Genomic DNA, 23,925 nt, shown 5'->3' with positions numbered 1-23,925 from the left:
ATGAGCCCATGCCCGGGTTTCACCTCGGCGCGGGGTGATTCCCCGCGCGTCGGTGTCTTGCAGGTACTGCGGATCGATCAGGTACCGCTTTGCAGCAGCATGTTACGCACGTGGCCGATTGCCTTGGTCGGGTTCAGACCCTTGGGGCAGACGTTCACGCAGTTCATGATGCCGCGGCAGCGGAACACGCTGAAGGGGTCGTCGAGCGAAGCCAGACGCTCCTGGGTCTTGGTGTCACGGCTGTCGGCCAGGAAGCGGTAGGCTTGCAGCAGCGCGGCAGGGCCGAGGAACTTGTCCGGGTTCCACCAGAACGAGGGGCACGAGGTCGAGCAGCAGGCGCACAGGATGCACTCGTACAGACCGTCCAGCTTCTCGCGCTCTTCGGGCGACTGAAGACGCTCGATGGCAGGCGCTGGCGTGTCGTTCTGCAGGAACGGCTTCACCTTCTCGTACTGCTTGTAGAAGATACTCATGTCCACGACCAGGTCGCGGATCACTGGCAGACCGGGCAGCGGACGCAGCACGAGCTTGTTGCCCTTGACCACGGCCGACAGCGGCGTGATGCAGGCCAGGCCGTTCTTGCCGTTGATGTTCATGCCGTCGGAGCCACAGACGCCTTCACGGCAGGAGCGACGGTAGGAGAACCCTTCGTCCTGTTCCTTGATCAGCGCCAGTACGTCCAACACCATCAGGTCCTTGCCGCCAGTGTCGACGTCGAACACCTGCGTCTTGGGCGCGGTGTCGGTATCCGGGTTGTAACGATAAACTTCGACTTTCAACATGGTAGCCACCCTTAGTAAGTCCGGACTTTAGGTTCGAAGGCCGGAACGGTCTTCGGCGCAAAGTTGACTGCACGCTTGGCAACCCGCTTCTCCCCGGGGAAGTACAGGGTATGGCACAGCCAGTTTTCGTCGTCACGGTCTTCGAAGTCTTCACGGGCGTGAGCGCCGCGGGACTCCTTACGGGTTTCGGCCGCGATGGCGGTAGCTTCTGCGACTTCCAGAAGGTTCTGCAGTTCCAACGCTTCGATGCGGGCGGTGTTGAACGCCTGCGACTTGTCGTTGATCTTGACGTTCGAGATGCGCTCGCGCAGGCCTTGCAGCTGGGCGATACCCTTCTGCATGTACTCGCCGGTGCGGAACACGCCGAAGTAGTTCTGCATGCAGCTCTGCAGCTCGCGCTTGAGGCTGGCGACGTCTTCGCCGGTGGTGCGCTCGTTCAGCTTGGCCAGACGGTTCAGCGCCACGTCGACGTCGGTGTCGCTGGCGTCACGGTACTGCACGCCTTCGCTCAGGGCTTTTTCCAGGTGCAGACCCGCGGCACGACCGAAGACCACCAGGTCGAGCAGCGAGTTGCCGCCCAGGCGGTTGGCACCGTGAACCGACACGCACGCCACTTCGCCGACGGCGAACAGGCCCGGGATGATCTGGTCGACGCCATTGGCGTCCATGGTGATCGCCTGGCCATGGATGTTGGTGGCGACGCCGCCCATCATGTAGTGGCAGGTCGGAACGACCGGAACCGGCGCGACGACAGGGTCGACGTGGGCGAAGGTCTTGGACAGCTCGCAGATGCCTGGCAGGCGGCTGTGCAGCACTTCCTCACCCAGGTGGTCGAGCTTGAGCATGACGTGGTCGCCATCCGGGCCACAGCCGTTGCCGGCGATGATTTCCTTGACCATCGAGCGGGCCACGACGTCGCGACCGGCGAGGTCCTTGGCGTTCGGCGCGTAACGCTCCATGAAGCGTTCGCCGTGCTTGTTGATCAGGTAGCCGCCTTCACCACGGCAGCCTTCGGTGACCAGTACCCCGGCGCCGGCGATACCGGTCGGGTGGAACTGCCACATTTCGATGTCCTGTACCGGCACACCTGCGCGCAGCGCCATGCCGACACCGTCGCCGGTGTTGATCAGGGCGTTGGTGGTCGAAGCGAAGATACGCCCGGCGCCGCCGGTGGCCAGGACGGTAGCCTTGGCCTTGATGTACATGGTCTCGCCGGTTTCGATGCAGATCGCGATCACACCGACGAACGCACCGTCCTGGTTCTTCACCAGATCGACCGCGTAGTACTCGTTGAGGAAGGTGGTGCCGGCCTTCAGGTTGCCCTGGTACAGGGTGTGCAGCAGCGCGTGACCGGTACGGTCGGAAGCTGCGCAGGTCCGTGCGGCCTGACCGCCCTTGCCGAAGTCCTTGGACTGACCGCCGAACGGACGCTGGTAGATGCGGCCGGTCTCGGTGCGCGAGAACGGCAGGCCCATGTGGTCCAGCTCGAAGACCGCAGCCGGGCCTTCCTGGCACATGTATTCGATCGCGTCCTGGTCGCCGATGTAGTCGGAGCCCTTGACGGTGTCGTACATGTGCCAGCGCCAGTCGTCGTTCGGGTCGGCCGAGGCGATCGCGCAGGTGATGCCGCCCTGGGCGGACACGGTGTGCGAACGGGTCGGGAAGACCTTGGTGACCACGGCGGTCTTGTGTCCGCCTTGGGCCAGTTGCAGCGCCGCGCGCATGCCGGCGCCGCCGCCACCGATGATGATGGCGTCGAAGGAAATGGTTGGAAGACTAGCCATGAATCAGATACCCCAGAGAATCTGTACGCCCCAGACGAAGTACGCGAACATCGCGATACCACAGATGGCCTGGGCCAGGAAACGCACCGCCGTTGCCGACTTGCCGATCGCCAGCGGCGTCAGGTAGTCGGTGGTGACGGTCCACATGCCGACCCAGGCGTGCGCGCCCAGGGCCACGAAGGCAAGCAGACTGAAGATGCGCATCAGGTTGCCTGAGAACAGCGCGTGCCACTGGGCGTATTCGAGCCCAGGGTGCGTGACCAGGTAGCCGAACAGAAAAATGAAGTAAGCCGCGAGAACGACCGCCGAAACGCGTTGCGCCATCCAGTCATAGAGGCCCGAACGCGACAGGTTGGTGACGTTGGTTACCATATCCAGACTCCCGCCAATACGCACAATACCAGGGAGATGGCGACGATGAGCTTGGAGCCCAGTCGGCCACCCTCGAGCGTTTCGCCAACGCCCATGTCCATGATCAGGTGGCGAATGCCGGCCACCAGGTGATACAGCAAGGCGGACAGCAGGCCCCATGCGATGAACTTGGCCAGAGGGCTGTTCAGGTAACCCTTCACCTCGGCGAAGCCTTCTTCCGACTGCAGCGACGTGCTCAACGCGAAGAGCATGAAGCCGAGGCCCAGGAAGACGATGATGCCGGAGACGCGGTGAAGAAATGAGGTTACAGCAGTGATCGGGACTGTGATGGTCCTTAGGTCTAGGTTTACAGGTCGTTGGCTTTTCACGGCTTTTTTCACACTGAAGAGCCCCTAGCTAACAGGGCAAGGTTGTTGGTAAGTGTACTGGTCAGGTACCCACCACCCAGGGAACGGCGACCCCCAGCGGAACGGGCTTGCTAGCCCCTGGCGGTCGGCTGTCGAGTATAGACAGTTAGGCTACTAATGACAACGTGGCGGCCTAGCCCGAAGAGCGCATTGCCTTTACTGGATAAATGGCGTAAATGGCTGGCAATTTCGTGAAAAAACCTCGCCGCACAAGGGTTTCAACCTGTCTTTAGGCAAATTGACAATCGGATTTATCTCTCTATAGTGATGCGGGCCCTGCGTGGGGGGCTGTCTGATGATTTCAAGCATTGAATAGGAGGCCGCATGGCTGACAAAAAAGCGCAGTTGGTCATCGAGGGCGCAGCCCCCGTCGAACTGCCCATTTTAACCGGCACCGTTGGTCCCGATGTCATCGACGTCCGCGGGTTGGGGGCGACGGGTCACTTCACCTTCGACCCGGGCTTCATGGCGACGGCGTCGTGCGAATCGAAGATCACCTACATCGACGGTGACAAGGGCATCCTGCTGCACCGCGGCTACCCGATCGAGCAACTGGCCGAGAAGTCCGACTACCTCGAGACCTGCTACCTGCTGCTCAACGGTGAACTGCCGAACGCCGAGCAGAAGGCCCAGTTCGTCAGCACGGTGAAGAACCACACCATGGTGCACGAGCAGCTGAAGACCTTCTTCAACGGCTTCCGTCGCGACGCCCACCCGATGGCCGTGATGTGCGGCGTGGTCGGCGCCCTGTCGGCGTTCTACCATGACTCGCTAGACATCAATAACCCGCAACACCGCGAAATCTCTGCGGTGCGCCTGGTCGCCAAGATGCCGACCCTGGCGGCGATGGTCTACAAGTACTCCATGGGCCAGCCCATGATGTACCCGCGCAACGACCTGACCTACGCGGAAAACTTCCTGCACATGATGTTCAACACCCCGTGCGAGATCAAACCGATCAGCCCGGTGCTGGCCAAGGCGATGGACCGGATCTTCATCCTCCATGCCGACCATGAGCAGAACGCCTCCACCTCCACGGTCCGCCTGGCCGGTTCGTCCGGTGCCAACCCGTTCGCCTGCATCGCCGCCGGCATCGCCGCGCTGTGGGGCCCGGCACACGGCGGCGCCAACGAAGCGGTACTGACCATGCTCGATGAAATCGGCGATGTCTCGAACATCGACACCTTCATCGCCAAGGCCAAGGACAAGAACGATCCGTTCAAGCTGATGGGCTTCGGCCACCGGGTCTACAAGAACCGCGACCCGCGCGCCACCGTGATGAAGCAGACCTGCGACGAAGTCCTGGGCGAGCTGGGCATCAAGAACGACCCGCAGCTGGAACTGGCAATGCGCCTGGAAGAGATCGCCCTGACCGATCCGTACTTCATCGAGCGCTCGCTGTACCCGAACGTCGACTTCTACTCCGGCATCATCCTCAAGGCGATCGGCATCCCGACCAGCATGTTCACGGTGATCTTCGCCCTGGCGCGCACCGTCGGCTGGATCTCGCACTGGAAGGAAATGCTTTCGAGCCCCTACAAGATCGGGCGCCCGCGCCAGCTCTACACGGGCGAAGCGCAGCGTGACATCCTGCCGCTGGAACAGCGCAAGGGCTGATCGCCACGCACGCCCTCGAAAAGGCCCGCACAGGTAACCGTGCGGGCCTTTTTTCTGTCTGTAGCCTCTGGACAGGCGCGCCCTTCAGGCGTAGGTCAGCGCCAAGTGTTTCTTGTCGATCTTGCCAACCGCCGTCAGCGGCATCTGCTCCAGCACCACGACGGCATCGGGGTACTTGAAATCGGCAAGCCCCCGCGTTCGCAGGTAGTCACAGACCTCTCGGCGGGTAGGCGGCTCGCCCAAGGGTCGAATGAAATAGACGACCCGCTCGCCCAGCTGTCGGTCCTCGAACCCGACCACGGCGCATTCGCCGATCCGCGCCCAATCGACCATCAGCTTTTCCATGTCGGACGGCGAATATTTCTCCCCACCGCGGTTGATCTGCTCCTTGACCCGTCCCACCACCGTCACGTTGCCCGCCTCGTCCAGGCGGACCAGATCACCCGTGCGGTAGAAGCCTTGCTCGTCGAATGCCGCGGCATTCACTTCAGGCCGCGCATGGTACCCCCGGATGGTATAGGGCCCTCGCACATGAAGCTCGCCAACGGTGCCTGGCGCTACCTGGCCGCCCTGCTCGTTCACGACCCGCAGCTCGTCGAAAGGCGACAAGGGGCGGCCTTGGGTATCGCGCTTGGCGTGCTCATCGTCCTCGCGTCGGTTGAAGCACAGCAGGCCTTCAGCCATGCCGTAGATGTGCTGCAGCTCACAGTCGAGCAGCGCCTTCAAGCGTTGCGCCGACGTTTTCGAGAACCGTGCTGCGCCCACCTGCACCAGCGAGAGGGCATCGAAGCGCTGTCCCGTGATGTCCAGGTATTCGATGAGCAGCTCGGCCAGCGAAGGTACCAGGGAAGTCACCGTGATGCGTTCCTGGTGCAGCACATCGCACAACTGCAGGATATCGGGCTGCGCCTGCAAGTGGACCTGCCCACCGGCCGTCAGGACACCCAGCACACCCGGGCACCCCAGGGCAAAGTTGTGTGCCGCCGGCACCACGCAGAGGTAGCGACTGTCGCCAGTCAGGCCACACGCCTGCGCCATGGCCGAGATGTTATAGGCATAGTCGGCGTGCGTGCGCGGAATCAGCTTGGGCACCTGGGTAGTGCCCCCTGACAGCAACAGGAAAGCCACGTCGTCCGGCGCTGGCTTGACGGCCGCCGGCGGCCGTTCTGGTGACTGCCAGCTGGCGTCGGGAATGTCGTCGAGGTAGAGCACGCCGCTCTCGGGCAGTCCGTTTTCGCACAGGGCGTCGGCCAGCATCGTATACGCGAAGTCTCCCAACTGGCGCTGAGCAATGTACATCCTGGCCTGAGCGATTTCCTGAAGCCCTAGCAGCTCGTACTGACGATGCCCCGGCAGTGCCAGGACGGCCACCGCGCCCACCTTCATGACGGCGAACAAGGTCACGAAGAAGCCGATGCTATTGGGCAGTTGCACGATCACCGTATCCTCGGCGCGCAGACCGCGTGCCTGCAGGTCGCTCGCCAGGACATCGGAGCGCTCCGAGAGCTGGGCATAGGTCAAGGTGGCGTGTTCATCCTTTAGGGCGATGCGGTCGCCATAGTCCGCCTTCCACTGCGTGAGGCAGTCGAGCAACGTGGTCGCCGGTAGCGCACCTGATTCCAGGTAACGCTCGAAAGCGACGGGATCGACATGGGATTTCATGGTTGGAGTTCCTGATTGAAACGCTCGCAGAAGCGGGACAGGTGCGATTGGGCGAGATTGACCTTGACGGTCACGGCGCCCGGGTGGGACAGGCAAGGGAAGAACTGCACAAAGCGCAACGGGTCGTGCATCGGCGCATCGACATGCACGGGCGCGCCCTGCCCCAGGTCGAACCGCTGCCAAGGCATGCCTGTCAGGTTGTTGAACAGCACCGCATGGCCATACAGACTTTCGTAGAGCGGCCGCAGCAAGTAACGTCCCGGCTCGCCTGCTTCCACTTGCGCGCAGATGGCCTGCAACTCGTCTTGCAGCGTGTCGCTGTCGAGCACGCGAAGCGTCGCCGCTTCACGAACATGATTGGCCAGCTCGGCCAGACCAGCCTCGCACACCTGCCCCGCGCTCAGCGCCACGGTGGGATAGCAGAGCAGGTTGCCCATGCGCGCCGGGCTCATGTCCATCAGTTGCCGAGCGTCGTAAACCGGGTAGAGCGCTGCACGCTCACCTGCATCGAGCGCGTCGGTCATGACGATCAGGCGCCACACGTAGCTGATCAGGTAATCCTGGCGCATGAAGCCTGGACACACGCAGTCCTCCAGCAGACGGTCGATGTCTGCCGCGTGCAAGGTGAAGGCCGCCTCGGCAAAAGGAGGCGATTGCTGCACGGCATCAGGGTACTGCCAACGATCGACCAGCGCTCCCTCCGGCACTGCACCCGGAACGGCCTGGAACGGCTCGAACACCGGCAGGCGCGCTGGCACGTCCCGACCCTGACAACACTCGGCCAGCCGCTCGAGGAACTCGAAGAAGGTCGTTCCATCGCTCAGGCCATGCCACACGCTGAAACCGACCACGGTCGCATCGTCGAAGACACTCAAGCGAATCTGCAGCAGCGGCTGCTTCAAGCTGGTCTTCGAACGTCGGTGCTGCTCACGACGGGTCCGATCGCAGAAAGGATCGAGGCGCTGGTACTGCCCCTCCAGGACCTCCACAGGCATGGCGCCTGGAACTCGAACATGCTCCAGACGCACGCCTTCGTTCGCACCGCTGACGACCATGCCCTGATCGAGGGTCATCTTGCGTCCGGCGAAATAGGGGTTGAGGTCCAAGGCCTTGGCCACATGCTCGGCGAAGACGCCGCCTTCGATGCTGTAGGCGTACACGAGCAGGTAGTCGGCCCAGGACTCGACCATCCTGTCAAGACCGCTGAGGCGCCATGGCTCACGCTGGCAATGCCCGCGCACCTCGAACACCTGCGCCGTCATGCGCCGACTCCGGGCTCGACGCCGGAAAACACCAGCGATACGTTCTGCCCGCCGAAACCAAAGGAATTGGACAACACATGGGTCAGCGGGACCCCGCTCTGTGTCTGGCCGGCGACACGCACGCCCTGCGCATCCAGGCTGCCATCGTAATGCAGAGTCGGCGTCACGGCCCCGTGAACGAGACTCAGGACCGAGACCGCAGCCTCCACGACCCCTGCAGCGTGCACAGTGTGGCCAACCATGGACTTGACCGATGTCACCCAAGGTCGGTGCGTGAACAGCTCGGCGATCACCAGCGCCTCCATGCGATCATTTTCTGGGGTGCTGGTGCCATGGGCATTGATGCAGTCTATGTCGTCCAGTCGCAGCCCAGCGCGCTCTACGGCGAGGCGCATGCAGTCGCGCATGCCACTGCCTGTCGGGTCGCCCTTGGTACGGTGAACGTTGTCGGTCGTGCTGGCACAGCCTGAGAAGCGAGCCAGAACCTGCGCCGAGCGTGCCGCGGCACTGGCTTCACTTTCCAGGATCAGGCAAGCACCGCCTTCGCCGATCACGAAACCATCGCGGTCCTCGCTGAACGGCCGACAGGCCGCCTCGGGTGATTCGTTGCGTGTGGATAATGCGGACAGGTTGTTGAACTTGGTCACGGTTTCGTCATAGATCGAGCTGTCGGAGGCCGCCACGATCACTCGCTCGGCCAGCCCATGGGCAATCGCCTCGTAACCGAGCTGCAACGCCGAAGCCGAGGAGGCGCAAGCCGTGGCGACGACGGCCGGGTACTCGGACAGCTGGTAGGTGCGGGCAAATTCGCTGCTGAGCGCCTCCTCTGAGGAAAGCGCGAAGAACGCGTTGTCGGTGCGCGGATGCGTCTGGTCACGCAGGCGCTGCGACCAGTAGTACATGCCATTGGGCAGGCTGTAATACATCCGGTCGAAAGCCGTCTGCCCGCTGTTGGTGGTCGCCTCTGCCACCACCTCGCGCAGGTAGGTTTCGATGACCGCCCGCGGGTTCGATTCGTGCTCGAACCGCTCGTCCACCGCGGCAAAGCGCGTTCGGATCGAGCCTGGCGCCAATCGTGCGCTGTGCTTGATGTGGCAGGCGCCAGCCAACAGCGCCTGCCAATTGGTGTGCGTACCCCGTCCGAGCGACGTGCTCAGGCCCAGCCCGGTGACAACCACGCGATGTGTGTTCATAAAGTCCTCGATATCAGAGATAGGTAGCCACATGGGCGATGGTCGGCTGGCTGAGAAACGCGGTCATGTCCAGGCGTACGCCACACTCGCGCTCGACCAGTTGCACGAAGCGGATGGCGAGCAACGAGTTGCCGCCGTGGGCGAAGAAATCCATGTCGGCATCGGTCACGGTCACTTTCAACAGCCGAGCGAATAACTGCGCCACGCGTGCCTGTTCGGCGGACAAGGTCACCTGCACCGTGCTTGGCGTCTGTGCCAACGCCAGGAGCGCGCGCTGGTCGACCTTGCCGTTGGTGGTCAGGGGCAGGCGATCGATCACCACCACCCGTTGAGGCCTCATGTACGCTGGCAGCGTCTCGACCCAAGGCTCGATGCGCACCGTGGGCGCCAGGCCAGGCGCGTGACCGAAGTCCGGTGCGTACAGCATGAACGCTACCAGCAGTTGGCCGTCGGCGTGCCCCGTCAATGAGTCGGCCAGCACCACCGCTTCACGCACCGCAGGATCACGCTTGAGGTGAGCCTCGATTTCCGCCAGCTCGACACGCTGCCCATTGATCTTGACCTGCGTGTCCATTCGCCCCAGGTACAGCAGATCGCCCGATGCATCGCGCACCACCCGATCGCCCGTACGGTAGAGCCTCAGGCATTCACCATCAGGCGATCGCCAGACAGGGAAGCGACGTGCGGTTTCTTCCGCACGGCCAACGTAACCATTGGCCAGGCACACGCCCGCCAGGCACAGCTCGCCCTCCTCATGTTCGGGCACCGCCTGCAACTGCGCATCGAGCACGAAGGCCCGTACGTTGCCGATGGGCCGACCGATCGGCACACGAATCGGCCATTCGCTCAAGGGGCGTGCGCTGTGATACTGCGTGACCACATGCGTTTCGGTCGGGCCGTAGTGATTGACCAGTTCGCATCCACACGCCTGTAGCCAATCGGTGATCTGCGGTGTCAACTGAAGCGCCTCGCCCGCCGAGATGACGTGGGACACACGGGCCTCGTCACCCTGTCGCCGCTCATGCGCAATGGCCAGCGCCTGCAGCACCGAGTACGGCAGGAAACAGCGCTGGACGTCATGGCTCTGGATGAACCGGTAGAGCCGGGACAAGTCTTGCCGCACGTCGGCCGGCACCGTTTGCAGTGCGCCACCACAGGCCACCGAACTCAGGACTTCCTGAACCGATACATCGAAACCCGGCGAGGCGAACAGCAGGGTCTTCAACGGTTGGGTGAAGGCGCCACCGCTTTCGAGCTGATGGTCGATCAAGTTGCACACGGCACGCCGCGTCATCTCGACACCCTTGGGCTGCCCCGTGGAGCCAGAGGTGTACAACAGATAGGCAGGGGCCGCCTCGTCGAGCACGGTCTGCGGCGCAGGCATGTTCTGTGTGGAGCGTTCGCCCTCGATCCGCCACACGGGCAACGGACGCTCGCCCTGGAACACGTCATCGGCCTCGCTTTGGCCATCGACCAGCACACAGGCCATCGCACAGTCGTCGATCATGTAGCGACGACGCGCCGCCGGCAGCGTCGGGTCCAACGGGACATAGACCATGCCGGCACGGAAGATGGCCAGCATAGCCAGCACACCCCAGTGCCGTTCGCCGACCTGCACGCCGACCCGCCAGGAGCCTGTGCCCAACCGACTGACGAGATCTGCGGCCAAGTGCTCGACGCGCTGATCCAGCGTTTCGTAGCACCAGCGCTCCCCTTCCGCGATCAAGGCCGGCGCCTGTGGCGTACGCTGCGCCTGGATGCGCAGATAGGCGGCCAGGTCGCGACCTGCTTGCAACATGTTCATGATGACGGGCTCCTTGCCACGTAGGCTGTCAGGTGAAGGCCTGTTCGAGATGGCTGGACGCTTGGGCGATCAAGGCTTCGTTATCGTGATCCCACGGGTGAAAATCGGGTCGATAGAAGTCTTCGACATGCACCATGATCGCCGTGAGCAGCCCCTGATCCCCATGCAGGAATGGGGTTTCGCGCAACCACTGGCGGATCTCGCGTGGCCGCCCACCTTCCATTCGGTACATCTGGCAGGCCGTGAACTCCAGGTTCTTGGCCAACTGCATGACCGTGCTCCGCATGACCTGATCGAGAAACGCCTTGTCGGCGCAGGTGCGCATGTACACATCGAACGCCACCGCCTTGTGCTCGACCTCCTCGACCGAGTGCCACAGCCAGAAATCGCGCACTACCGGGTCGGCATGCAGCAGCCAGCGTGGATCGCTGATCAACAGGTGCGAGACCACTGCAGTGAGGTGCTCCATGCACACCGTGGTGGCCAGCAACACGCGCGGATCGCCGTGCTCGCACAGGTCGTCGTTATGGTCCTTGTAGGTCGCCTCGATCGGTTCGAGCTGATAGCCCCGGTGCTCGCACACCCATCGGTTGTATTTGACGTGCTCCTGCGTATGAGAGGATTCCTGCTTGAAGAATACCTTCACGTCGTTGCGCAGGGCCGGGTCGTCGAGCTGGTCGAGGTAGTGACGCAGCGCCTTGATGAACATGCGCTCCCCGCTGGGCAGAGGTATCGACAGGGCATTGGCGATGATCGTGCGGAAGCGATCGCCGCCGTACCAGTTGCCAGCCAACGCCGACTTCAAGTCGAACGGATAGCGGCGAACGATCAGGGGGGATCGGTGGCGATGCGCGCTCACCGTAGGGTCCGTGTGCATCAAAGGTGTCCTCTTGGCGCGGGGCTCGGGCGGGTCATCATGCAGGGGTGGCATGGGGCATGGGGTGCGGTAACGATTGCAGCGCCTTGAACATGCCCGACAACTTCAGTTGGGTTTCCTGAAACTCGGCCTTGGGATCGGAGTCGGCCACCACGCCGCAGCCTGCGAACAGATAAGTGTCATGGGCGCGTACCAGCATCGAGCGCAAGGCGACGACGAAATCACCTTGCGCACGCGTGTCCATCCAGCCCACCGGTCCCGCATACCAACCGCGATCCAGCCCTTCATGCTCACGAATGAACGACAACGCCTGTGCCAGCGCCAGGCCTGCCACTGCAGGCGTGGGATGCAACTGCTCGACCACGTCCAGCACACCGATGTGTTCGCCTACGTCTGCCCACAGCGGGGTCGTCAGGTGCTGCAAGGTGGCGAGCTTGCGCAACTGGGGGCAGTCCGCCGCCATGGCCTGCCCGCCCAGGCGTGCCAGGCCGTCGGCAATCGTGCGCACGACCAGATCGTGTTCTTCGCGCTCCTTTGGCGAATTCATCAGGGTTTGCCCGAGCTGCCGATCGACCTGCGCATCGCCACCGCGAGCGGCCGTGCCTGCCAAGGCATGGGTGTGGACCCTCCCCTGTTCCAGGTGCGCCAGACGCTCTGGCGTCGCACCGAGAAAACAGCTGCCACCCCGGCGCACGGCGAACACATGGGCATCGGTGTCGCGTGTCCGCAGTCGGCGCAGTACGCTGGCCACGTCGACAGGTGCGGTATGCGTGCGCTGGACATGGCGTGCCAGCACTACCTTGCGCATTTCACCCGCGCGAATGCAGCGCACTGCATCGCCTGCCATGGCCTCCCACGCCCGACGTGGTATCGAATCGCAGTCAGCGTCCAGCGCCAGGAGGGCACTGGACGACGCCGCAGGCGCAGGCGCAGGCGCGCTCAAACAGGCCAGTATGGCCCGACGCTCATCGATCACCCTTTCGATGTCACTGCCCTGGGCGACCCGGGCTTGCAGCAGCAGCCAAGCGCCCTCGGCCTGACAAGACCATTGCACGGCATGCAGGGTCATGACAGCGGCCGGGAAGTCCTCCCAATGGGGTGCACGCCGTGACAGCGGGTCAAAGCGTGCACCTCCCATCAGCAGCGGTCCGACTTCGCCCTCCTGCACCCTGTCCTCCAGCCAATGCTGCCATTGCTCAGCCATGGCCCCCAGGGCAGTCTCAGGCCGCTCACGCAGCTCGGCAGCGCACCCTACACCGAACAGCAGACGATCAGGCGCTCGCGTATCGAGCAAGGCATAGGCCAGTGTCGAGGCCTCCGCTCTGGCGACGCAGGCAAACGCATCGATCCTCGAGGTCGGCAGCGCCAGGCTCGCCAACACCGGCTGGCCTCGCAAGGCGGCGCGTTGCCGTGCCTGTACGAGTACGCGGCGCCAAGCTCGCCAGCCTTGGTCGTCAATCGGCATCATGATGCCGACCCGTGTCGCTGCGCCCGCCAATACGCCATCTGCTGACCGATGTACCAATCGATCAGACCGCTGAAAAGCTGCTCGACATAATCAGGATCCAGCCCTGCTTCGACAGCCCATTCGCGCCGCTGCGGCAGCATGCGGGCGACGCGATCCGGCGCCGGAATGCTTTCCAGATCGGGCTTGAAGCGCGATGCGGCCTTGACGTATTGCATGCGCTGCCCAAGGCGCTCGATGATCTGCTGATCGAGGGTGTCGATGCCGACGCGAACGTCCGCGAGCCCTTGGCACTCACTAGGGGTTTTCATTGTTCGTTTTCATCCTTGAACGACGATCCGCCATGGGGCGGTCGATGATTGAAAAACGGGCCTACGCGTAGAACTGGCGCGCCCATGTCCGGAAATGACGTATCGGACCATCGACGCGGCTCAGCGGCGGACGCTCGATGTAGACCTTGTGCTCCCAGATGTCGAAATCCTTGGCCAGCTCGCTGGTCAGCCGCGGCACCAGGTATTTGACGAGCATCCGGTCCTTGCGTACATCGCCGGTGTGTTTCACCGAGACAGTCATGCGGATGTCGATCCGTCCTGCGGCCACCGGCGTCACGTACAGGAAGCTGCGAAACGCCAGCTTGCCGTCGTCGATCTCCACCTGCACACGGTGCAACCCCAACGCATCAAGCACCACCTGCGCCACGGCGATGGAGGGTTTGCCACTCAGCTCGCTGGCGCTGATCGATGTCCACCGTGCCAGGGCGCCCTCGAACCGGACATCGCTCAGTTCACCAATGGCCTGAGCCCCATGCACCGTCGTGAAGTGAGCGACGTCGACGCCGTTTTCCGCGATGTCCTGGGCATGGGCCCTCAGGTTCCAGGCGCAGTCCGGGCCATGCACGGGCGACGTCCACCCCTGGTGATCGGCCTCCAGCGGAGTCCATACAGGCGGATTGCCCTGGGCGTCGAACCAGGCTTGCAACATGCCGCCTCGCACGAGCGTGGGCCATTCGCGCAGGCCGACCTTCATCGGCCCGTCCACGAACGGAATCTTGCTGCAGCGCCCGCGTCCGTCGTATTCCCAGCCATGGAACGGGCAGCGCACATGCTCGCCTTCGACGACGCCGCCGTAGCCCAGGTGTGCGCCCAGATGAGGACAGTGCGCGTCATAGACCGCCAGCTTTCCGGAGGCCGTGCGGACGATGACGATATCGCGGTCGCACAGCCGTGCCGGCGTGATGGAAGCTGGCTCGAGATGATCGACCCATGCCACGGCATACCAGCCTTGCGGGGATGCACTGAACGGGAACCGCTCTGTCTGCATGACCTGTGCGACAGGCACGGCGGATGGAATGATCGGTGTGTTCATAGCGTCAGAACACCTCGAGCACGAAGGTCTCGTAACGGTCCACCCCGATCTGCGTGAGCAGCAGCGCGCGGCGCGGCCCCACTGCCGGTTCGGCGCGCAGCGCCACCGCAGCGAGGTAGGCCTGGACCGACACGGTCGCTTCGTGCAACTGGCCCATCAGCTGTTCGACGTCCAGCACGGGCACGTCCACGGCCAGTGATTGCGCCCACCCCCGCCCAGCCGCAAAACCATGGCTGACCAGCAGGCTCGCCTCGCAACTGACCAACCGATCGGCCAGCTGGTCACGGGTGACCGGGCCGGTCCTGGTCAGGCTGGCGATCGCGTTGGCTGGGTCGCGCTCGAGCACCAGACAGCAGGCAGCCGTGCCGAACACACCCAGTGCTTGTGCATCAGGGCCGGCCAGGTATTCATCGTGCATCGACTGATCACCATTGAAGACACCACCGACCAAGACGCTAGAGGTGCGTTCGGTGGCGAGTTTCTCCAACGCATGGATCATGGCCTGAGCAGAGGCAGCGGCCTCGCCGACAAACGTCAGGCTCTCACCCTTGAGCGCCAGCAGCATGGCGATGTTGGCTGCATAGAGGTTGGGCAACTCTGCCAGGAAATGCGTCGGACGCAGGCGCGCCAGCTCCTGATTGATGTCGAACGACGCGCGCTCGGCGCCCTCGAGGATCGCCGCATCCACCGCCTCGTTGCGCTCTCCGATCTTGGCAGCCATGTACAGGTCGCAGCGCTGCCGCTCAGCGGCGGTCAACCCCGATTCTTCGAGGGCCAACCCCGCAGCGCAGACCAGCATCTTCTGCCCATTGCCCATGGCGTTGAGGTCGCGGACCTTGGTCACGAAGCGCTCCAGAGGAAATGCGGGCAGCAAAACCTTGCCCCGTACCACCGGTGCCTTGGGGGGCAGTGAATGCGCGTCGCGCAGCATCATCGCGCCGCTGCTGTGGACGATGCCCATGCCCTTCACGTAACAGGTGTTGATCATGCGTGCCTCTCGATGCGCGCCAGCACGGTGCGCTGGAGCGATTGACGAAGGATGTCGTTGGGAAAGGGCATGAGCCGCAGCATCCATTGCGCCTTGGCCACCACCTGATCGCGCGTGAGCACGCCCTCGCAGACCAGGTAGCCCTCGGCACGGTGAACGATGCGCACGTCGCAGCTCAATCGATCGTCTGGCGCGACGAAGCCGGTGAACTTGGCCTGTTTCACACTGATCAAGAACGCCATGCCCGCGAAGTCCGACGACAACAGGTACAAGAACCCGCTGGCCTGGGCCATGAGCTCGACCATCAGCACGCCGGGCAGGATGGGATGGCCGGGAAAGTGCCCTTCGAAGACCGGTGCCGCAGCCGGGACGTGGCTGATACTGTGCAGCGACGTCCAGGGCTCCCACGCCACGACCTCGTCGACCAGCAGGTTCTGTTCGATGTTCATGCGCTGACAGGCGCACCGACGACGATACGATGAATGGCCGCCACGAAATCACTCAAGGTATGTCGGTTCTTTTCTCCATTTGGCGCACTGGCCGACCATTGTTCCAAGGGGAACTGAATCTTGTAGGTGTCTTCGATTTCAAAGACGATGTCGAGAAAATCGACACTGTCGATGCCCAAGTCCTGGGTCAGGCTTGTATCATCTTGCAAGCGTTCGATACCCAGGTCGGTCACGTCGCAATACTGCAAGATGATCTTTTCGACGGTATCGCGTACCTGTTGCACGGTGGGTTGGCTCATTGAACTACTCCTTGTGATAAATCAGTCATGGAACCGGCGAGAAATGCCATGAGGCATTCGAGCATGGGTTGATTTCGAAAGATGCCGGCATGGCCGAGTCCTTGGGTTTGCACATAACGCGAACATGGCCAGGCGTCATGCAGCACCTTGCCGCCCGCCTCCCACTCGATCACCGGATCGTCTTCGTCGTGGTGAATCAATACGGGCAACGTCAAGGTTTTGCACAATTCGATGGGTGAGTACGCCTGGCGCCACGTGCTGCCGAACGCTTCGTCGATGTCCTGCGCCAATGCATCCAGCGTCAGTCCCTGGACCTGCTGCAGCTCGAGAAATCGCTTGAAGACATAGTCCTGCGTAGCGGCTGGCGACAGACACACCAGTTGCTGCGCAGGCAATCCTGCGACGAGCGCCTTCATCGCCCAGCCACAGGCCATGGAGTGGGCGACCACCGCAGCAGGCACGGCGTAACGCTGCACGTCCACCAGGGCTTGCCAGATATGGCGTGATGGAATGAAACGTCCGTTCGGATCGTGCGAGGGGATGTCTACGGCCATGACGCCACGACCGGCATCACGCAGACGCTCGATCAGCGCGCCGAACTGTGTCGAGCTACCATTGGCGCCATGCACGCACAGGACCGAGGCCGGGCCTGTCCAGACATGCGTGCGCACCTCCAGGTCGCCCACCACGAAATGGTCGGTCTCGGCCTGCTCGAACAGCGACGCATAGGCACGCGGCACACGCATGGGCGAAGGTCGCGAGAAGGCTTGGGACGCCACGTCAGGCATGCGACGCCTCCGCACGAGTCGTCACGATGAAACGTGCCTGCTGCTCGATGGTCTGCAACTCCGGGTAGCGTGCCATGTCCAGTCGCACACCGAAGGCACCTGTACACTGCATGAACAATCGCATCAAGGTCAGCGAATTTCCACCGGCCTGGTGAAACGCCGTGGCATCGTCGAAGGGTTCGTCCGGCAACAGAGCACCCCACAGCGACCTGAGTTTCAGGCGCACTGAAGATTCATCCATGACGTGTGGCTCCTGCAAGCGAGACGTGCCGGCGCGTCGAATGTCCAGGCATTCGCAACCCTGCGCGCGGTCCGCCCGATAATTGGGCTGGAGCACTTGGGAAAAGGCGGCGTGCCACGTCAGACTGCAATGAACCGACATCCTGTCGACGGGGAACGAGCGCTTCGTCCTGAAGTGCTGTGTACGATCTTTTTTTACTTCAGCAGCATTTACAAAGTCCTGTCAAGTGCTCCCGAAGTCGAACACCGGCGCCAGTCTCCCCCCACACAAACTTCATGAAACGTACGTTGCGCTGAGCGAGTGTATCCACTAGGCTGGCCCGCTCGAAATAGAACTCCCGATGGAACGGGTTATTAAAAACACTATTCAAGGATGCGCGTGCCATGGACTTTGGCTGGACTAAGATTTCACGTTTCTTTCATCCTGTTTGCGCAGAAGAAACAGTGCGCGATACCCCGATCAGTGTGGAAATCGGTGGTTTCAAGATCGTTTTGTTTCGCGATCAGGCGCGCCGTCTCGTGGCCATGCCGGACCGCTGCCCTCACCGCTTCACGCCGTTGTCGATGGGTCGTGTGAACGAGCAGGGGCACATCGAATGTCCCTACCACGGCTGGAGTTTCGATGCACAGGGCCAGGGGCATATCCCGACCATGCCCGAGTCGCGCAAGTGCAAGATCGAGGTCCTCAAGACCTTCACTCGCCATGGCGTGATCTGGGTGGGCGGCGCTGACGCCGAGCCGCTCGACGACTTCGCCGACCCTGCCTATACGTTCATGGGCCAGTTCCCGGTAGTCTTCGACTGCCCGCTGCACGTGGCCTTGGACAATTTCTCCGAGGACGAGCACTTCCCTTATGTGCACCAGACCTTCGGCTGGGACCGCGAGGGCGCCAAGCACGTCGAGTACGAGTTCGAACAGGATGACCACAGCACCCTGAACTACTACCGGGGCCCCATCCGCAAATTTCCGTTCATGTTCCTGACCGGCGTCAAGCCTGGCGACATCTCGCACAACCGCTTCCACACGCTGTTCAACCCGGTGCGCAGCACCTACGAGTCCTGGGTCACGTGCAAGACGCGACAGACCAGTATCGGCGGGCACGTCAAGACCACAATCTTCTTCGTACCCAACGCCGCCAACCGGACCACGCTGTACAGCTTCGTCTACGCGCAAGCCAGCGATCGCAAGTCGGCGTTTTTCCAGAAGCATTTCCGCTCGTTCATGCTGCGTTTCATCAAGAAGGAATTCGAGGCGGATGGTGCGTTTTCCAGCCAGCTCGCGCACCTGCCGTACGCCTTGAACGGCACTCGGCTGGGCAAGTACGACAAGCCACTGGTCGTGCACCGCAAGATGCTTGAGCAGATCTATCTCGGCGACGCCTGACGCCTGCAGTTTCGTTCGCCACTACCCCATGAGGAGCACAGGATGTGCGGAATTTTCGCATCTGTCGGCCATGACCCCGAGCAGGTCGACCTGGAGGCCGCGCTGACGGCATTGACTCACCGTGGACCGGATGGACACGCAGGGTATCGCGATCCCGAACACGCGGTGGTATTGGGGCATACCCGGCTTTCGATCATCGATTTGGCCACAGGCGCGCAACCCCTGTTCAGTCAGGACGGGCAGAACGTACTGGTGTGCAACGGCGAAATCTACGACCACGCCCGTCTGCGCGCTGAACTCATGGCCGATGGCTTCACCTTCGCGACGGGATCGGATTCGGAACTCATCCTGTCCCTGTACGAGCGTGATGGCCTGGATTTCACCCGTCAACTGCGCGGCGAGTTCGCGTTCGTGCTGCTGGACCGACGCCTGCGCCGCGTGATCGCTTGCCGTGACCGCTTCGGTATCAAACCGTTGTTCCTGCACCAGGCGCCTGATCGTCCCGGTGGGCTGATGTTCGCCAGCGAAGCCAAGGCCCTCTTTGCCAGTGGGCTGGCCGCAGCCTCGATCGATCCGGTCAAGCTGCGCGACATGCTCAGCTTCGTGCCCATGGACAGCCCGTTCGAGCACGTCAGTGCCGTCGCGCCAGGTCACTGCCTGGTGGTGGACATCGAGACTCTGGAGAGCGAATCGATTCCTTACTGGCCGCTCGACCTGTTGCCCGAGCCACTGCCAGCACACTGCAGCGAGTCCGACCTATGCCAGACGATGCGCGCTCATCTGGAAGAAGCCGTAGCGCTGCGATTGCAAGCCGATGTGCCCGTTGGTGTCTACTTGAGCGGGGGCCTGGACTCCACCGCCGTGGCGGCCGTCGCCTCGCAGTTGCGTGATCAGCCAATCGACGCGTTTTGCATCTCGTTCAGCGATCACGCCGAGTTCGACGAAGCCCTGATCGCCGAACGTACCGCACGCCATCTGGGCGCGCGCTTTCACAAGATCGAGTGCACGCGCGAGGACCTGCTGACCCACCTGGAAGACAGTCTCTGGTTCTCCGAGACCCCCGCCGTCAACTACAACGGAGTGGGCAAGTTCCTGCTCTCCAGGCTCGCCCGTCAGCACGTCACCTGCGTACTCACCGGCGAAGGCGCGGACGAGGCGCTGCTGGGGTATGGCTACTTCAAGGCTGAAGGACAGGGCTTGTCCAGTCACGCCTATGGGCGCCATGCTGAGCGGACACGTTCGACACGCCCCAGCGGCGCCATCGAATTGGAGGAGGCCTTCGGGTTCGTTCCGCAGCCGGAAATGGCCGAGCTGTTCACCTCGCCCGCCCAGAATACGCTCAACCGGCTGTTCGCCTCTCGCCACCGTCGACACCTGGGCCTCACCTCGCCCCTGCATGCGTTGCGCCGCCGCTTGAACCGAGCCGAACTCGATCGTTTGCCGCTGCTCAACAAGCTGCAGACGTTCAGCATCCGTGGCCTGCTCAGTCCATTCATCCTGGCGAATCTGGGCGACCGTCAGGAGATGGCGCACTCGATCGAAGGCCGTACGCCTTTCCTCGATCATCGACTTTTCGAGTGGCTGGCCAAACTCCCGAACGAGTGGAAGTTACGGGGTGACGTGGAGAAATACCTGCTGCGTGAAGCCGTGAAGGACATCATCCCCGAAGAAGTGTACAGCCGCCGAAAATGGCCTTACATCACACCACCGCTGTGGGTACGCAAGCGATCAGGCGCGGCCATGGCCGGCTTGATCGAAACCTACCTGAGCAAAGAGGCGTTGACAGCGTCCGGCCTGTTCGCGCCGGGAATCGTACGGGTGATGCTGCTGGCCGTCAGGACCGGCCTGATCCCAGGTAGGCTGCGCGAAAAATTCAACAACTTGCTGCTGTTCATCCTGAGCGTGCAAATTCTGGAGAAACAATACGTGCAGCAATTCGATCACCATCTACAGGCCCGGCGTCAGGCGGCCCGGCCCGGCCCCGAGCCAGGCACGAGCGCTGTCGACACAGCCGCCCACGCCTTGAACGTCTCCTGACCTAGCCCTCAAGGGCGCTCGGCACGCGCCCTGAGGTGCTTCAAGGTATTGAACGGCGCTTCGACCACGAACTTGTTGGCTAGCCACGATGGCACGCTACCGCCTGGCTCGGTGTGCACCTGGTAGGTGACCTCGGTCGCCTCGCCCTTGGGCACCAGCTTCCAGAACCCTTTCACTTCGGCTACCCGCACATACCCCTGCTCTGGCGGAACGTAGCCTGGCTCGCCCGTCAGCGTGCGGGTCAGGCTGCCATCGGCGCCCTGGGTGCTGACCACATGCACCACCGAATCACGCGGCGTGACCGGCCACGGGGTATTGAAGCGGCTGTAGGTCCAGCTCTGGTCGCCTTCGTGCTTGAGCAGCTTCTGCGACTGGCATTCGTGTATCCAGGCGCAGGCGCCTGCCACGTCTTCCTGCAGTGCACGCACCTTGGCCAACGGCGCCTTGATCAGGGTCACACCGCGGTAGGCCTTGTACTTGGAGCCTGGCACCTCGCTCAGCGACACCTGGATGCCGTCTTCGTCCTTGGCCACTTTCCAGTCTTCGGCCCAGGCGCTGGGCGCCATCGACAGCCCCAGGGCAACCACCAGCGCGACTCGCGTGTAAGATCTCATCGTGTTGTTCCTTTTATCGAAGATCCAAGGGTTCACGCCGCCGTCATGCGCTCCAGCCAGCTGATGATCCTGATCGCCTCCTCACGGTCGCTGCCACAGACCTCGGCCTCGGCCTTGAACCCGCCGCACACCGCCGGCCGTTCGGGCCGACCGAACAGGCCACAGAGGTTCTCGGGCGACAGGTGCAGGCAGCGCTCGCCCGCCGGCTTGCCCTGCGGCATGCCAGGAATGGGCGAGCTGATGGAGGGTGCGATGCAGCAGGCACCACAGCCTTGACGGCAGATCATGAAACACGACTCCTGGAGCGGGACGGGACGTCCTGGGATAGTAACCGGCGAAACGGGCGTTTGACATTGCCCGCACCGGGAAAAAGGGAATGACCGAGCAGTCAGTTGCAGTTCACTGGCGGAACTGGAATTCGATGGCCGCGCCTTCGACGTCGCGCTGACTGTCGTTGCGCAATTGTAGCTGCATTTCGTTGCTGATCAGGCGCCCGTTGAGCTGAAACGCACTGTCCTGGGAGGGGTTCTCCGGGAACATCGCCGGCAGCAGCGTCTTGTGCTTGGGCGTGTTGTTGCCCACGGCCGGCTCGAGCTCCTTGACCATTTCCCTGGGGATGCTCAGGTCCAGAGGCGCCTTGGCCACCGGCGTGGCGACCGCCTTGCTTTGCAGCGCCTTGCGCCTGGCCTTTTTCTCGCGCGCCCTCTTGGCCGCCACACTGGCCTTGCTGGACTTGGCGGCAGCCTGTTTGGAAGACTGAGCAGGCGCCTTCTGGGTCTGGCCCTGCTTGCCTTCGGCACGCGGGGCAGCACCGGCCTGCGCAGCTTGAGTCACGCTCACCGCACCCAACCCGCAGGCCAGCCCCACCACCAGCGCGAACAACCGAATACGTTTCATGGGCACCACAACGTCTTTGCCTAAATCTGGATGCTGGCCGTTTGTCGCACGCCTGGCAAGGCTAAAACGCCAGTGCCGTGGGCTCTGTACACAGTTGTCGGGCCAGCATCCCCAATGTCACGAGCGCGCGTTCCGCCTCGCGGTTCCAGGGAATACCGCAGTTCAGACGGATGCAGTGATTGAATTGTTCAGTATTACTGAAGATCAGCCCTGGCGCGATGCTGATGCCCTGCTCCAGCGCCCGCACGTGCAGCTCCTGGGTGTTGACCCGCCCCGGCAGGCTCACCCAGAGGATGAACCCACCGGTGGGCCGGGTCATCTGCGTGCCTTCGGGGAAGTACTGCTGAACGGCGAGCTGGTAGGCGCTGAGGTTCTTGCGGTATTCCTGGCGGATGTAGCGCAGGTGCCGGTCGTAGCCGCCGTTCTCGAGGTAGGCCGCCACCCCCATCTGGGTCACGCTGCAGGCCGAGTGCGTGGTGAAGGTCTGCAAGCGCTGGATGTCGTCCTGATAGCGGCCAGGCACCATCCAGCCCACGCGCACACCGGGCGACAACGTCTTGGAGAAGCTCGAGCAGTAGATGACCCGGTCGAGCCGGTCGTAGGCCTTGAGCGCCTTGCTGCGCCCCTGCTCGAACATCAGTTCGCCATAGATATCGTCCTCGACGATCTGGATGTCGAAGTCCGAGGCCAGGCGCAGCAGCTGCTTCTGCCGCTCTTCGGGGATGGTGCCGCCCAGGGGATTGCTCAGGCGCGCGGTCAGCACCAGGGCCTTGATCGACCATTGATTGGCCGCCAGCTGCAAGGCCTCGAGGCTGATGCCGGTGGACGGGTCGCTGGGGATCTCGATGACCTTCAGGCCCAGGAGGTCCGCCAGCTGCAACAGGCCATAGTAGGTCGGGGATTCGGCTGCGATCAGGTCGCCCGGCTTGGTCAGCACCCGCAGCGACATCTGCAAGGCGTCGACGCACCCATGGGTCACCACGATCTCCCGTGGATCGACCAGCACCCCGGCATCGCGCATGCGAATGGCGATCTGCCGGCGCAGCGGTTCGTAACCGGGGCTGAACATGTAGCTGAAGGCGCGCGGGCTGTGGAACCGCGTGACCTTGGCCAGTTGCTGGTGCAGGGCACGCACCGGCAGGTAATCCACGTGAGGCACGGCGGCGCCGAAGGCGAAGACGCCGTCGCGGCGCGCCTCGGCCAGCACCTGCTGGATGATGCTGGCGCGCGTCACCAGCCCAGGGCGCTCGACCCGGGCGATGTCCGGGGTGGGGGCAGTCAGCGCCGGCGTCTGGTGCACGTAGTAGCCCGACTGCGGGCGGGCCCGGATCAACCCCTGGTCCTCGAGGTTGGCGTACGCCTGGAGCACCGTGGCATGGCTGACGTTGAGCTGCGCGCTCATCTTGCGCACCGACGGCACCCGCTCGCCTGGACGGTAGACACCACGGCGGATGTCGTCCGCCAGTTGCTGGGCGATGCGCTGGTAGAGCAGCAGGTTGGTCATGGCAATGTCTCGATGCGCAGGCTTCATTGTTCTTATGTAGCTCAGAGACGCAGAATACCGTAACAGTCGCGAAGTGTACTGATACAGATCGTCGATTCATCGACCGTACAGCACACCGCCGCGCCACGCCACGCAA

General features: G+C 62.9%; 24 protein-coding genes. 3 read left to right on the top strand and 21 right to left on the bottom strand.

The window, feature by feature from the left end:
• Nucleotides 1-77 precede the first annotated feature (77 nt).
• The 4 genes from G7Z99_RS10495 to sdhC are packed head-to-tail and all read right to left on the bottom strand — an operon-like array spanning nt 78 to nt 3,306.
• Nucleotides 78-782: a succinate dehydrogenase iron-sulfur subunit gene (locus tag G7Z99_RS10495; protein ID WP_060394215.1), complete on the bottom strand. Its 705-nt coding sequence runs from the start codon at nt 780-782 to the stop codon at nt 78-80.
• Between the two features lie 11 nt (nt 783-793).
• A complete protein-coding gene (gene sdhA, locus G7Z99_RS10490) occupies nt 794-2,566 on the bottom strand; it encodes a succinate dehydrogenase flavoprotein subunit (protein ID WP_181093636.1) in 1,773 nt (590 codons plus the stop codon).
• A 3-nt stretch (nt 2,567-2,569) separates the two neighbouring features.
• A complete protein-coding gene (gene sdhD / locus G7Z99_RS10485; protein WP_181093635.1) occupies nt 2,570-2,938 on the bottom strand; it encodes a succinate dehydrogenase, hydrophobic membrane anchor protein in 369 nt (122 codons plus the stop codon).
• Nucleotides 2,932-3,306 carry a succinate dehydrogenase, cytochrome b556 subunit gene (sdhC, locus tag G7Z99_RS10480; RefSeq protein ID WP_181093704.1) on the bottom strand — a complete coding sequence of 125 codons (375 nt, stop codon included), beginning with the start codon at nt 3,304-3,306 and terminating at the stop codon, nt 2,932-2,934. The genes sdhD and sdhC overlap by 7 nt, the downstream gene beginning before the upstream one ends.
• Nucleotides 3,307-3,669: 363 nt before the next feature.
• Between sdhC and gltA the strand changes: the two genes are divergently transcribed.
• Nucleotides 3,670-4,962 (top strand): citrate synthase, encoded by a 1,293-nt coding sequence (gene gltA / locus G7Z99_RS10475; protein WP_181093634.1) that lies wholly within the window; start codon nt 3,670-3,672, stop codon nt 4,960-4,962.
• Nucleotides 4,963-5,046: 84 nt separating this feature from the next.
• Here gltA and G7Z99_RS10470 read toward each other — a convergent pair whose 3' ends face one another.
• The 13 genes from G7Z99_RS10470 to G7Z99_RS10410 form a co-directional block, all read right to left on the bottom strand.
• Entirely contained in the window at nt 5,047-6,624 is a 1,578-nt protein-coding gene (locus G7Z99_RS10470) for a (2,3-dihydroxybenzoyl)adenylate synthase (protein WP_181093633.1), read from the bottom strand.
• Nucleotides 6,621-7,886, bottom strand: a complete 1,266-nt coding sequence (locus G7Z99_RS10465; protein WP_181093632.1) for an acyltransferase — start codon at nt 7,884-7,886, stop codon at nt 6,621-6,623. Before G7Z99_RS10465 ends, G7Z99_RS10470 begins: the two co-directional genes overlap by 4 nt.
• Nucleotides 7,883-9,112 carry a beta-ketoacyl-[acyl-carrier-protein] synthase family protein gene (locus G7Z99_RS10460; RefSeq protein ID WP_181093631.1) on the bottom strand — a complete coding sequence of 410 codons (1,230 nt, stop codon included), beginning with the start codon at nt 9,110-9,112 and terminating at the stop codon, nt 7,883-7,885. The genes G7Z99_RS10465 and G7Z99_RS10460 overlap by 4 nt, the downstream gene beginning before the upstream one ends.
• Nucleotides 9,093-10,883, bottom strand: coding sequence for a non-ribosomal peptide synthetase (locus tag G7Z99_RS10455; RefSeq protein WP_181093630.1), 1,791 nt, complete (start codon nt 10,881-10,883; stop codon nt 9,093-9,095). The genes G7Z99_RS10460 and G7Z99_RS10455 overlap by 20 nt, the downstream gene beginning before the upstream one ends.
• Before the next feature lie 28 nt (nt 10,884-10,911).
• Nucleotides 10,912-11,760, bottom strand: coding sequence for a metal-dependent hydrolase (locus tag G7Z99_RS10450; protein WP_181093629.1), 849 nt, complete (start codon nt 11,758-11,760; stop codon nt 10,912-10,914).
• Nucleotides 11,761-11,797: 37 nt separating this feature from the next.
• Nucleotides 11,798-13,228, bottom strand: coding sequence for an isochorismate synthase (locus tag G7Z99_RS10445; RefSeq protein ID WP_181093628.1), 1,431 nt, complete (start codon nt 13,226-13,228; stop codon nt 11,798-11,800).
• Nucleotides 13,225-13,536 carry an isochorismate lyase gene (locus tag G7Z99_RS10440; RefSeq protein WP_181093627.1) on the bottom strand — a complete coding sequence of 104 codons (312 nt, stop codon included), beginning with the start codon at nt 13,534-13,536 and terminating at the stop codon, nt 13,225-13,227. Before G7Z99_RS10440 ends, G7Z99_RS10445 begins: the two co-directional genes overlap by 4 nt.
• A 61-nt stretch (nt 13,537-13,597) precedes the next feature.
• On the bottom strand, nt 13,598-14,590 hold the full coding sequence (locus tag G7Z99_RS10435) for a Rieske 2Fe-2S domain-containing protein (RefSeq protein WP_181093626.1): 993 nt from the start codon (nt 14,588-14,590) through the stop codon (nt 13,598-13,600).
• A 4-nt stretch (nt 14,591-14,594) separates the two neighbouring features.
• Complete coding sequence (locus G7Z99_RS10430; protein ID WP_181093625.1) at nt 14,595-15,578, bottom strand: beta-ketoacyl synthase N-terminal-like domain-containing protein; 984 nt, start codon at nt 15,576-15,578, stop codon at nt 14,595-14,597.
• Nucleotides 15,575-16,027: a 3-hydroxyacyl-ACP dehydratase FabZ family protein gene (locus G7Z99_RS10425; protein ID WP_181093624.1), complete on the bottom strand. Its 453-nt coding sequence runs from the start codon at nt 16,025-16,027 to the stop codon at nt 15,575-15,577. Before G7Z99_RS10425 ends, G7Z99_RS10430 begins: the two co-directional genes overlap by 4 nt.
• Nucleotides 16,024-16,326 (bottom strand): phosphopantetheine-binding protein, encoded by a 303-nt coding sequence (locus tag G7Z99_RS10420; RefSeq protein WP_181093623.1) that lies wholly within the window; start codon nt 16,324-16,326, stop codon nt 16,024-16,026. Before G7Z99_RS10420 ends, G7Z99_RS10425 begins: the two co-directional genes overlap by 4 nt.
• On the bottom strand, nt 16,323-17,114 hold the full coding sequence (locus G7Z99_RS10415) for an alpha/beta hydrolase (RefSeq protein WP_181093622.1): 792 nt from the start codon (nt 17,112-17,114) through the stop codon (nt 16,323-16,325). Before G7Z99_RS10415 ends, G7Z99_RS10420 begins: the two co-directional genes overlap by 4 nt.
• Nucleotides 17,107-17,355, bottom strand: coding sequence for an acyl carrier protein (locus tag G7Z99_RS10410; RefSeq protein ID WP_181093621.1), 249 nt, complete (start codon nt 17,353-17,355; stop codon nt 17,107-17,109). Before G7Z99_RS10410 ends, G7Z99_RS10415 begins: the two co-directional genes overlap by 8 nt.
• Before the next feature lie 383 nt (nt 17,356-17,738).
• Here G7Z99_RS10410 and G7Z99_RS10405 point away from each other — a divergent pair, with 383 nt between their 5' ends.
• Together G7Z99_RS10405 and asnB are read left to right on the top strand one after the other, a co-directional pair.
• The gene (locus tag G7Z99_RS10405) at nt 17,739-18,737 is read left to right on the top strand and encodes an aromatic ring-hydroxylating oxygenase subunit alpha (RefSeq protein WP_258197003.1); all 999 of its coding nucleotides are present in this window, start codon (nt 17,739-17,741) and stop codon (nt 18,735-18,737) included.
• A 42-nt stretch (nt 18,738-18,779) separates the two neighbouring features.
• Nucleotides 18,780-20,774: an asparagine synthase (glutamine-hydrolyzing) gene (gene asnB / locus G7Z99_RS10400; RefSeq protein ID WP_181093619.1), complete on the top strand. Its 1,995-nt coding sequence runs from the start codon at nt 18,780-18,782 to the stop codon at nt 20,772-20,774.
• A gap of 8 nt (nt 20,775-20,782) precedes the next feature.
• Here asnB and G7Z99_RS10395 read toward each other — a convergent pair whose 3' ends face one another.
• The 4 genes from G7Z99_RS10395 to G7Z99_RS10380 form a co-directional block, all read right to left on the bottom strand.
• Nucleotides 20,783-21,388, bottom strand: a complete 606-nt coding sequence (locus G7Z99_RS10395; protein ID WP_181093618.1) for an START domain-containing protein — start codon at nt 21,386-21,388, stop codon at nt 20,783-20,785.
• A gap of 32 nt (nt 21,389-21,420) precedes the next feature.
• Entirely contained in the window at nt 21,421-21,675 is a 255-nt protein-coding gene (locus G7Z99_RS10390; RefSeq protein WP_181093617.1) for a YkgJ family cysteine cluster protein, read from the bottom strand.
• Nucleotides 21,676-21,787: 112 nt separating this feature from the next.
• Complete coding sequence (locus G7Z99_RS10385; RefSeq protein WP_181093616.1) at nt 21,788-22,285, bottom strand: hypothetical protein; 498 nt, start codon at nt 22,283-22,285, stop codon at nt 21,788-21,790.
• A 61-nt stretch (nt 22,286-22,346) separates the two neighbouring features.
• On the bottom strand, nt 22,347-23,789 hold the full coding sequence (locus G7Z99_RS10380) for an aminotransferase-like domain-containing protein (RefSeq protein WP_181093615.1): 1,443 nt from the start codon (nt 23,787-23,789) through the stop codon (nt 22,347-22,349).
• Between the last annotated feature and the right edge of the window lie 136 nt (nt 23,790-23,925).

Source organism: Pseudomonas entomophila (assembly GCF_013523165.1).
Classification (GTDB): Bacteria; Pseudomonadota; Gammaproteobacteria; order Pseudomonadales; family Pseudomonadaceae; genus Aquipseudomonas; species Aquipseudomonas entomophila_A.
Note: the sequence above shows the minus strand (reverse complement) of the source record. Positions and strands in the feature narration are given on the sequence as shown.

Bases quoted from the DNA above. Each gene is read 5' to 3' on its own strand.
- G7Z99_RS10495 (WP_060394215.1), bottom strand. From the start codon at position 782: ATGTTGAAAGTCGAAGTTTATCGTTACAACCCGGATACCGACACCGCG.
- sdhA (WP_181093636.1), bottom strand. From the start codon at position 2,566: ATGGCTAGTCTTCCAACCATTTCCTTCGACGCCATCATCATCGGTGGC.
- sdhD (WP_181093635.1), bottom strand. From the start codon at position 2,938: ATGGTAACCAACGTCACCAACCTGTCGCGTTCGGGCCTCTATGACTGG.
- gltA (WP_181093634.1), top strand. From the start codon at position 3,670: ATGGCTGACAAAAAAGCGCAGTTGGTCATCGAGGGCGCAGCCCCCGTC.
- G7Z99_RS10470 (WP_181093633.1), bottom strand. From the start codon at position 6,624: ATGAAATCCCATGTCGATCCCGTCGCTTTCGAGCGTTACCTGGAATCA.
- G7Z99_RS10465 (WP_181093632.1), bottom strand. From the start codon at position 7,886: ATGACGGCGCAGGTGTTCGAGGTGCGCGGGCATTGCCAGCGTGAGCCA.
- G7Z99_RS10460 (WP_181093631.1), bottom strand. From the start codon at position 9,112: ATGTGGCTACCTATCTCTGATATCGAGGACTTTATGAACACACATCGC.
- G7Z99_RS10455 (WP_181093630.1), bottom strand. From the start codon at position 10,883: ATGAACATGTTGCAAGCAGGTCGCGACCTGGCCGCCTATCTGCGCATC.
- G7Z99_RS10450 (WP_181093629.1), bottom strand. From the start codon at position 11,760: ATGCACACGGACCCTACGGTGAGCGCGCATCGCCACCGATCCCCCCTG.
- G7Z99_RS10445 (WP_181093628.1), bottom strand. From the start codon at position 13,228: ATGATGCCGATTGACGACCAAGGCTGGCGAGCTTGGCGCCGCGTACTC.
- G7Z99_RS10440 (WP_181093627.1), bottom strand. From the start codon at position 13,536: ATGAAAACCCCTAGTGAGTGCCAAGGGCTCGCGGACGTTCGCGTCGGC.
- G7Z99_RS10435 (WP_181093626.1), bottom strand. From the start codon at position 14,590: ATGAACACACCGATCATTCCATCCGCCGTGCCTGTCGCACAGGTCATG.
- G7Z99_RS10430 (WP_181093625.1), bottom strand. From the start codon at position 15,578: ATGATCAACACCTGTTACGTGAAGGGCATGGGCATCGTCCACAGCAGC.
- G7Z99_RS10425 (WP_181093624.1), bottom strand. From the start codon at position 16,027: ATGAACATCGAACAGAACCTGCTGGTCGACGAGGTCGTGGCGTGGGAG.
- G7Z99_RS10420 (WP_181093623.1), bottom strand. From the start codon at position 16,326: ATGAGCCAACCCACCGTGCAACAGGTACGCGATACCGTCGAAAAGATC.
- G7Z99_RS10415 (WP_181093622.1), bottom strand. From the start codon at position 17,114: ATGCCTGACGTGGCGTCCCAAGCCTTCTCGCGACCTTCGCCCATGCGT.
- G7Z99_RS10410 (WP_181093621.1), bottom strand. From the start codon at position 17,355: ATGGATGAATCTTCAGTGCGCCTGAAACTCAGGTCGCTGTGGGGTGCT.
- G7Z99_RS10405 (WP_258197003.1), top strand. From the start codon at position 17,739: ATGGACTTTGGCTGGACTAAGATTTCACGTTTCTTTCATCCTGTTTGC.
- asnB (WP_181093619.1), top strand. From the start codon at position 18,780: ATGTGCGGAATTTTCGCATCTGTCGGCCATGACCCCGAGCAGGTCGAC.
- G7Z99_RS10395 (WP_181093618.1), bottom strand. From the start codon at position 21,388: ATGAGATCTTACACGCGAGTCGCGCTGGTGGTTGCCCTGGGGCTGTCG.
- G7Z99_RS10390 (WP_181093617.1), bottom strand. From the start codon at position 21,675: ATGATCTGCCGTCAAGGCTGTGGTGCCTGCTGCATCGCACCCTCCATC.
- G7Z99_RS10385 (WP_181093616.1), bottom strand. From the start codon at position 22,285: ATGAAACGTATTCGGTTGTTCGCGCTGGTGGTGGGGCTGGCCTGCGGG.
- G7Z99_RS10380 (WP_181093615.1), bottom strand. From the start codon at position 23,789: ATGACCAACCTGCTGCTCTACCAGCGCATCGCCCAGCAACTGGCGGAC.